We start from the raw sequence: 7,982 nt of genomic DNA on the forward strand, positions 1-7,982 counted from the left end.
CGGGATGTTCTCGGCGTCCTTCAGGGCGGGGTCTGGTTCGTACTCGATGAATACCCCCTCTCCACCGGCCCCTCTCCCGCGTGAGGGAGAGGGGAGTTTGAAGAGGCCAAGCAAGGCGTGGAGGTCGTCCTTTGCGAGGTCGTCGGGTAGGGTCTGATCCGGGAACAGGTCGGCGCGGTCCAGCGCCTCGATCTTGTGGATCTTGGCGATCACCGGCGCGGCCTCGGGGTCTACGCTGGTGAAGCACTCGCGGAAGATCTTCTTCTGCGCCGTACCTTTGGCGCCCTTGGCCCAGCCTTCCACATCATCGGGCAGGGTCTTGAACACCTGCTGCACGTCCTCCCAGGCGCGGTTCCAGTCCAGGTGCGGTTCGCTGCCGAGCTGGTCCTGCACCGACTGCAGGGCATCGAACAATTCCGGGCAGGTGTTGAGGAAGCGCTCGCGGGCTTCGTCCGTCATCTCGAAGCGCAGGCGCAGCGGGCGCAGCACGCTGATGCGGCGGTAGCCGAAGTCGGTGTTGTCGAAGACGCGACTGGTCTTGGTGTTCTCCGGCGCGCCGTGTTCGCGGGTGATGGCGTCGATGGCGGTCTGATCCAGATAGCGGCGTTTGTCGCCGAGGCTGCGCTTCATCGGCGTGTAGCGCTCGCGGGCGTCGATGAGCTGGATCTTGCCCTTGCGGTGGGCGGCTTTGCGATTGGTGACCACCCAGATGAAGGTGCCGATGCCGGTGTTGTAGAACATCTGCTCGGGCAGGGCGACGATGGCTTCAAGCCGGTCGCGCTCGATGATCCAGCGGCGGATCTCGCTCTCGCCGCTGCCGGCACCGCCGGTGAACAGAGGCGAGCCGTTGAAAACGATGGCGGTGCGCGAGCCGGGTCTGTCGCGGTCGCCCGCTTTGTAGTCCTGGAACTTGCTCATCATGTAGAGCAGGAACAGCAGGGCGCCGTCGTTGATGCGCGGCAGTTTGCCGTTATAGCCACGGAAATTGGGCCAGCGGTCGATGATCTTCTTTTCCGCCTTCCAGTCCACGCCGAAGGGCGGGTTGGCCAGCAAGTAGTCGAAGCGGTGATCCGGAAACGGGTCGTCGGTGAGGGTGTTGCCCAGCACCACCTGGCCATCCTTGTGGCCCTTGATCAGCAGGTCGGAGGCGGCCACGGCGTAGGAGCGCGGGTTGTAGTCCTGCCCGAAGACCTTGACCGTGGCCTGCTCGTTGTGGGCGCGAATCCAGTTCTGCGCCTCGGCCAGCATGCCTCCGGTCCCGCAGGCCGGATCGCAAATGGTGACGATGATGCCGGCCTGTGTGAGCACCCGGGTATCGGGCTCCAGCAGCAGGTTGACCATCAGCTGAATCACTTCTCGCGGGGTGAAGTGGTCACCGGCCGTTTCGTTGGCGGCTTCGTTGAAGCGGCGGATCAGGTCCTCGAACACCAGGCCCATGGTGATGTTATCGACTTTGCGTGGGTGCAGATCGATCTCGGCGAACTGGGCGACCACCTGGTAGAGTCGGTTGGACTCCTCGAGCTTTTCGATCTCTTTGTCGAACTCGAAGCGCTCGAAGATCTTGCGGATGTTCTCGGAGAAGCCATTGATGTAGTCGGACAGGTGACGGCCGATGTTGTCCGGGTCGCCCTTGAGCTTCTGAAAATCGAGCTGGCTGTGGTTGTGGAAGCCGAGCGGCTTGCCGTCGTCATCCTTCGCCAGGTTGTTGAGGATGGCGTCGATATTGGGGATACCCTTATTGCGCAGCTCGGCATGGCGTTTGAGCACGGCCTCCTTGTTGGGCGCCAGCACGGCATCGAAGCGGCGCAGCACAGTGAGCGGCAGCATCACGCGTTCGTATTGCGGCGGGCGATAGGGGCCGCGCAGCAGATCGGCCACGGACCAAATGAAGTTGGCGAGTTGTTGGAAGCTGGCGCTCATGGACGCATCCCGACGGCGGTTGTTGCGCGGGCGGTGCCATTGGTGGTTTCAAGCATTGTTTTCATCCATCAATCGAGCACGACAAGGAATTTGGTCGCCAGCGCCTCGGGGCGCACGGCGCGGGTAGCCGGGCTGCGATTCAGGTGCACCAGGCCGTGCCGTCGCGGGGTCGAGTCTTTTCTTTTGCCCTCGAGGCAAGACGAGCTGCTTGTAGGTGCCTGCTGGTCGACCTAAAGCGGACAATCGTCTACCCAGCGCCGCTTACTGCTCCGTAGCTGGACGATCCGGAGAATCATTGTGCCTCGGACGCCGGGCCGTTCAGCCAATTCTCCACGCGCAGCCCGGCGACTCGCACGAATTCGTCAACGTTGTCGGTCACGAGGATTAGACCGGACTCCAGAGCATGCGCCGCGATCAGCAGGTCGTTGGGTCCGATGAGCGTCCCGGCTCGCTCCAGCCGAAGTCGTATGTCCGCGTAGGTCCGATCGGCGTTGGAGTCCAAGGGCAGGACGGGCAGCGAGGCCAATAGGTCGTCGACCTTGTCGGTCAGGGTTTTGGAGCCGAGCTTGCGGGCACCGAAACGCAGCTCGGCGGCCACGACGATGCTGGTACAGACACTCCCGTAGCCGCGCCGAGCAAGCGTCTCGGCCACCGGTCCCCGGGGTTGACGAATCAGCGCGGAGAGGATGTTCGTGTCGAGCAGATAGCGCAGGCCCGCAATGTTTGCCATGGCACTTAAACCGCGTCCAGCGCGGTATGCGATGTTTTTGGATGGGATCGGCTCCGGCAGACTTGACAACCGTTTGATTCGGCGCGGTTTAAAACATTAAAAAATATAAAAATTTTAAACCGCGTTCCCGCTAAGGGCCATGGATGCATCAAACGTCGAGCTCTCCCAAAAGTGAGCATCTCGCTCTCGACGCGGTTTAGAGTCGGATGTCGTCCAAGGGCAATAGGCCTTCGTCGACGTCGGTGAACGTCTCGTCCAGCGGCCCCCATCCGGCGAGCAGCGTGGCGAGGTCTGGCCGGCGCTTCACCGGCTCGATGATCAGACGCTCGCCGTCCTTGCGGATGATCGCCTCGTCCGCGTCCAGCTCGAGCTCCCGAGGGATGCGTAAAGCTTGATTGCGACCGTTGCGAAACAGGCGGACGTGGCGTTCAGGGTGCATAGGGGATCGATCCGACGGGAAGGGCGAAGACATCCGCGCGAGCATATGCCAATTGCTCGGGTCGCGCGAGATGTCGGGAGCGGCCGTTGTGGAAATGCATTCTGCGCTTCATGCGCTCTAACCCGTTTGTGTACTGGCCGGGTTAGGAGACATGCCTAAACCGCGCCAAGCGCGGTATGCGACGTTTTGGATGGGATCGGCCGCGGCAGATGTAACGACCGCCTGAGCCGGCGCGGTTTAAAGTATTAATAAATATTAAATTGTAAACCGCGCCTCGCCGGGATCGAGGACATCTCCGAAGCCTATCGCAAAACGAAAATTACGCATGTCGCTCTGGACGCGGTTTAAGTGCCGGTGGTCGATGCGCAGAAACACGTCGGCGGCGGTAAAGGCGAGACGCGTGTGTCTGTCCACGAAAGGATGGTTGATGCCGAGCCTCTCTACCATCGCGACCGCTTAGGCAAGGATGTCTTTCTGGTAACCGGTCCTGACGCAGGAACAACGCTGCTTCCCGCGTGCCTGGATCGCGCACACCGGGCGCTCCGCCGTAACGCCGTATCAAGACGGTGTGCATGCCGAGGACGTCGGCTACGGTTGGAAAATCGCGGTCGGTCACTTGGCCAGTTCGCGATAGAGGCTGTCGAACTCATCGAGACTGCAGGCGAACGCGGTCATGACATGCCGCCGCGGCCGCTCTTTCTGCTGGCGGTCGATGTAGTCGCGTAGGGCTTCGTCCAACACGGATTGGAACTGGCGCCCTTGTGCTTCCGCGATCTGACGCAGTTCTGCCAGGACCTCGGGCGCGGCTTGGGATGAGAACTTCTCTCGTGCAGTTGTCGTCATGGCCGATTCCGTCAAGATGAATCTTGATGCTGGAGGGTAGGGCATCGTGGAGCCGTTGACCACAGATCAAGGCGAATTGGGGCCACTTTCACCGCACAAGGTGCGGCGAATAACTTGAGCATGCGGAGAATCCGGCCCATAATCTCCGCATGAATAGCGGTGATTACACGTACGTCTGGCAGGCCAACGATTGGCCGAGGTGGCGCTTTGACTTGGCGGCATTGGCCAGTCCGATAGCGGACGTGAGTCGCGCCCAGGGTCTCTTGCTGGGACGCCTGGCCGATGTCGGGATGGCGCTGCGCGATCAGGCCAGCCTGGGCGCGCTCACCGCGGACGTGGTGAAGACCAGTGAGATCGAGGGTGAGCATCTCGATGTCGAATCCGTGCGTTCGTCCATCGCCCGTCGTCTTGGCGTGGATATCGGCGCCCTGGCCCCGGTTGATCGTCACGTCGAAGGCGTGGTCGAGATGGTGCTTGATGCCACCGCCGACTGCCATGCGCCGGTGACACGCGAGCGGTTGTTCGGCTGGCACGCAGCGCTGTTTCCCACCGGCTACTCAGGTCTATCCAAGATCAAGGTCGGCACTTGGCGCGACGATACTAGCGGTCCGATGCAGGTCGTGTCCGGCCCGATCGGCCGACAGCGTGTCCATTTCGAAGCACCGCCGGCGGATCGTCTGGACGCGGAAACGCGTCGATTCCTCGATTGCATCAATGATGCCTCGAAGGATCCTCCGCTCATCAAGGCCGGGCTCGGCCATTTGTGGTTCGTCACCCTGCACCCGTTCGACGACGGCAACGGCCGTATCGCCCGAGCCATCGGTGATCTGTTGCTGGCGCGCGCCGACGGCAGCCCCCAGCGCTTCTACAGCCTGTCGGCGCAGATCCAGCGGGAACGCACGGCCTACTACGACATTCTGGAACGGACCCAGAAACAGTCGATGGATGTCACCGAGTGGCTCGCCTGGTTTCTCGACACCCTCCATCGCGCCCTCGATCAGGCACAGCGCAGCCTCGACGCCGTGCTCTTGAAGACACGGTTCTGGCAGCGATGGGCGACCACGCCATTGAACGGGCGACAAGTGAAGCTGCTCAACCGGCTGCTCGACGGCTTCGAAGGCAAGCTCACCAGCAGCAAGTGGGCGGCCATTGCCAAGTGTTCGCCGGACACGGCCTTGCGTGACATCAACGACCTGCTTGCGCGGGGCGTATTGCGGAAAACGGATGCAGGCGGTCGCAGCACCGGGTATGAGCTCAGCGAGCTGCCTGAATAGCCGCGTCTCCCACAAATGAACTGGCTCGGGGAAGCAGAAACAAACGACGCCAACGATCACGTCTCTTCGGGCTCCTGCATCCAGGCCGGGATGTCCAGCTGTCCATGCAGCACACGCCAGACATCGATGTGGTCCGGGCGCTCGACGTAGAAGACAAGGTATGGATACCGGGTCAGCGGCCAGAAGCGGAGGCCAGGCAAGTTTAGCTCGTGAGCGTAGCGCGGTGAGCCGGTAGCCGGATGGCGGCCTATGTGGCCGTACGCCTTCTCCAAGGCGTTGATGAAGCCGAGTGCCGCTGCCTCGGCGTCCTCCGCCAGGTAGTGCGCGACCACGTCCTCGACGTCCTGGTGGGCCTGCTGGCGCGGGACGACGGGCTTGGCCTTCATCCCTGCGTTCAGGCCTTGGGTTGGGTCTTGATCCTACCGCGAACCCGCTCGCGCAGACTGTCGAAGTAGGCCTCGTCCACCGGCGCGGTAGGAGCAGACGAGGCGCCCGCGAGCAGCAGGCTGCGTAGTTGCAGCCGGTCTTGATCGCGGCGGATCAGCTCGCGCACGTACTCACTGCTGGTGCCATAGCCGCGCTGGTCGACCTGCTCGTCGACGAACGCCTTGAGGCTGTCGGGCAAGGAGATGTTCATCGTGCTCATGGCGCGAGGTTAGGTTGTTTGGCAAAATTTGGCAACGGATCATCCCGGCAGACGACCGGGGGAGGGGGCAGACGCGGCATCGCGGGCCGGAACCCCGCACGGCGCGCGAATTTCACGCAAGAAAAAGGGCCCGGAGATTATCCGAGCCCTTTTAGATGGTGGAGGCGGCGGGAATCGAACCCGCGTCCGCAAGCCCTCTGCCATTGGCCCTACATGCTTAGCCCGTTCTATTATTTTTAGCCTTCCGCCGCCCGAAGGGCAGGGCGATCAGTCGGCGATCTCGAATTAGGTTTTAGCGGATCAGGTCCGAGCCCCCGTCACCGCGATCCCATGTTATGTTACCCCTGGAATCCGCCCCCCATAGGCAGGGAACGGTCAGAGGCTCGCTGGCCTAAGCCGCGAGAGCGTAGTTGTCGTCGTTGGCAACTATAGTTTTGCGGTTGGATTTACGAGGTCACCCGCACCTCGGCATGCACCTCAGGTTTTGCGACCCACGTCGAAACCATGTCGCCCCCAGGTATCAGTACGACACTCTAGAGGAACCGCGGTTCCGCGGCAAGCTCAGCCGGTCTTGAAGAGACGTTCCTTGTCGCGCTGCCAGTCGCGGTCCTTCTCGGTGTCGCGCTTGTCGTGTTGCTTTTTGCCCTTGGCGAGCCCGATCTCGAGCTTGGCGTTGCCGCGCTTCCAGTACATGGCTGTCGGCACCAGGGTGTAGCCGGCACGCTCGGTTTGGCCGATCAGGCGGTTGATCTCGCTGCGTTTGAGCAGCAGCTTACGGCTGCGGGTCGGATCCGGGTTGACGTGAGTCGAGGCGGCGGCCAAGGCGGAGATGTGCGCACCGATCAGGAAGGCCTCGCCGTGCAGGATCTTGACGTAACCCTCTTTGAGCTGGATGCGGCCGGCGCGCAGGCTTTTGACCTCCCAGCCTTCCAAAACGAGGCCGGCCTCGATGCGCTGCTCGATGAAGTACTCGTGCCCGGCCTTCTTGTTGAGCGCGATGGTCGAGCCGCCATCGTTCTTCTTCTGTTTTCCTTTCGCCATTGAACCGCGTCCCGGAAGTCAAAACCGTCGTTGGATCTGAGGCCGGCCTGGGTAGACCTACGCGGGCCTCGTACCTGACGCGGTTCAAGAAATGTTAAAAGCAGATTGTTTGAAATGCGTCTGGACGGCGCTTGTTGGTGGCTCCGAGCGTGGCTGACGGGCTCGGATAAAACATGAGGCACCGGACGCATTTCAAAGTGTAAATCAAACGAGGCTTGATTTCCGCACGGAGGCCGGCTAAATTTGCGGGCTCGACTTACCTGGAGGGGTTCGATGCGCCAGCCGCTGATCGCCGGAAACTGGAAAATGAACGGCAGCAAGTCCAGTGCCGAGTCGCTTTTGAACGGCGTCGTCGCCGGGGCCGGCGGTCTCTCCAAGACCCACATCGCGGTGTGCGTTCCGTTTCCGTATCTCTATCTCGGCGAAGAGTCGCTTGCCGGAAGTTCGGTTCAACTGGGCGCGCAGAACCTCTGCACCGAAACCGGCGGTGCTTTCACCGGTGAGGTGTCGGGTTCGATGTTGGCAGATTTCGGATGCCGGTATGTGATTTGCGGTCATTCCGAGCGTCGCGAGTACTATGGCGAGAACGAAGCCGCGATCGCGCAGAAGCTGGCGCGCGCGGCCGAGAGCGGCCTGACTCCGATCCTGTGCGTCGGCGAGACGCTGCAGCAGCGCGAGGCCGGCGAGATGGAGTCGGTGATTGCCGCTCAGATCGACGGCGTGGTCGAACGCATCGGAATCGAAGCCTTCGCGGGGATCGAGATCGCGTACGAGCCGGTTTGGGCGATCGGCACCGGGATGACGGCGACACCCGAGCAAGCGCAGGCCGTTCATGCCTACATTCGCGGCCGGATCGCAGCACTGAAGCCAGCGATCGCCGAAAAGGTGCGCATCCTCTACGGAGGCAGCATGAAGCCCGGCAATGCCGCGGAGTTGCTGGCGCAGCCGGACATCGACGGCGGTCTGATCGGCGGTGCATCGCTGAGCGCCGATGATTTTCTAGCGATTTGTCGGGCCGGGGAACAGCTCGCGGCCTAAAGCTGCAGCAACGAGATACTCATGCAAACCATTTTGACCGTCATGCAGGTC

The 7,982-nt window shown here is 62.0% G+C and carries 9 protein-coding genes and 1 other RNA gene; 2 read left to right on the forward strand and 8 right to left on the reverse strand.

Translation table 11 applies throughout. The features are described 5' to 3' along the window. From GPT33_RS15045 to GPT33_RS15060, 4 genes are all read right to left on the reverse strand, one after another. On the reverse strand, positions 1-1,920 hold a 1,920-nt coding region (locus tag GPT33_RS15045; protein WP_296810321.1), incomplete at its 3' end, for a class I SAM-dependent DNA methyltransferase. A 292-nt stretch (positions 1,921-2,212) separates the two neighbouring features. After that, positions 2,213-2,650, reverse strand: coding sequence for a type II toxin-antitoxin system VapC family toxin (locus GPT33_RS15050; protein ID WP_296810324.1), 438 nt, complete (start codon positions 2,648-2,650; stop codon positions 2,213-2,215). A 196-nt stretch (positions 2,651-2,846) separates the two neighbouring features. After that, complete coding sequence (locus tag GPT33_RS15055; protein WP_296810325.1) at positions 2,847-3,089, reverse strand: AbrB/MazE/SpoVT family DNA-binding domain-containing protein; 243 nt, start codon at positions 3,087-3,089, stop codon at positions 2,847-2,849. A 612-nt stretch (positions 3,090-3,701) separates the two neighbouring features. Further along, on the reverse strand, positions 3,702-3,932 hold the full coding sequence (locus GPT33_RS15060; RefSeq protein ID WP_296810329.1) for a hypothetical protein: 231 nt from the start codon (positions 3,930-3,932) through the stop codon (positions 3,702-3,704). Between the two features lie 149 nt (positions 3,933-4,081). Between GPT33_RS15060 and GPT33_RS15065 the strand changes: the two genes are divergently transcribed. After that, the gene (locus GPT33_RS15065; protein WP_296810332.1) at positions 4,082-5,206 is read left to right on the forward strand and encodes a Fic family protein; all 1,125 of its coding nucleotides are present in this window, start codon (positions 4,082-4,084) and stop codon (positions 5,204-5,206) included. 56 nt (positions 5,207-5,262) lie between these two features. Here GPT33_RS15065 and GPT33_RS15070 read toward each other — a convergent pair whose 3' ends face one another. From GPT33_RS15070 to smpB, 4 genes are all read right to left on the reverse strand, one after another. Beyond that, positions 5,263-5,592, reverse strand: a complete 330-nt coding sequence (locus GPT33_RS15070; protein ID WP_296810335.1) for a type II toxin-antitoxin system RelE/ParE family toxin — start codon at positions 5,590-5,592, stop codon at positions 5,263-5,265. 8 nt (positions 5,593-5,600) lie between these two features. Next, positions 5,601-5,852, reverse strand: coding sequence for a type II toxin-antitoxin system ParD family antitoxin (locus GPT33_RS15075; protein WP_296810338.1), 252 nt, complete (start codon positions 5,850-5,852; stop codon positions 5,601-5,603). A 156-nt stretch (positions 5,853-6,008) separates the two neighbouring features. Further along, positions 6,009-6,367, reverse strand: a transfer-messenger RNA (tmRNA) gene (ssrA, locus tag GPT33_RS15080). A 46-nt stretch (positions 6,368-6,413) separates the two neighbouring features. Continuing rightward, entirely contained in the window at positions 6,414-6,893 is a 480-nt protein-coding gene (gene smpB / locus GPT33_RS15085; protein ID WP_296810340.1) for an SsrA-binding protein SmpB, read from the reverse strand. 273 nt (positions 6,894-7,166) lie between these two features. On the opposite strand from smpB, the gene tpiA reads away from it, so the two are divergent. Then, positions 7,167-7,931 carry a triose-phosphate isomerase gene (gene tpiA / locus GPT33_RS15090; RefSeq protein ID WP_296810342.1) on the forward strand — a complete coding sequence of 255 codons (765 nt, stop codon included), beginning with the start codon at positions 7,167-7,169 and terminating at the stop codon, positions 7,929-7,931. Positions 7,932-7,982 lie beyond the last annotated feature (51 nt).

Origin of the sequence: Thiocapsa sp., assembly GCF_011390875.1 — a bacterium.
Classification (GTDB): domain Bacteria; phylum Pseudomonadota; class Gammaproteobacteria; order Chromatiales; family Chromatiaceae; genus Thiocapsa.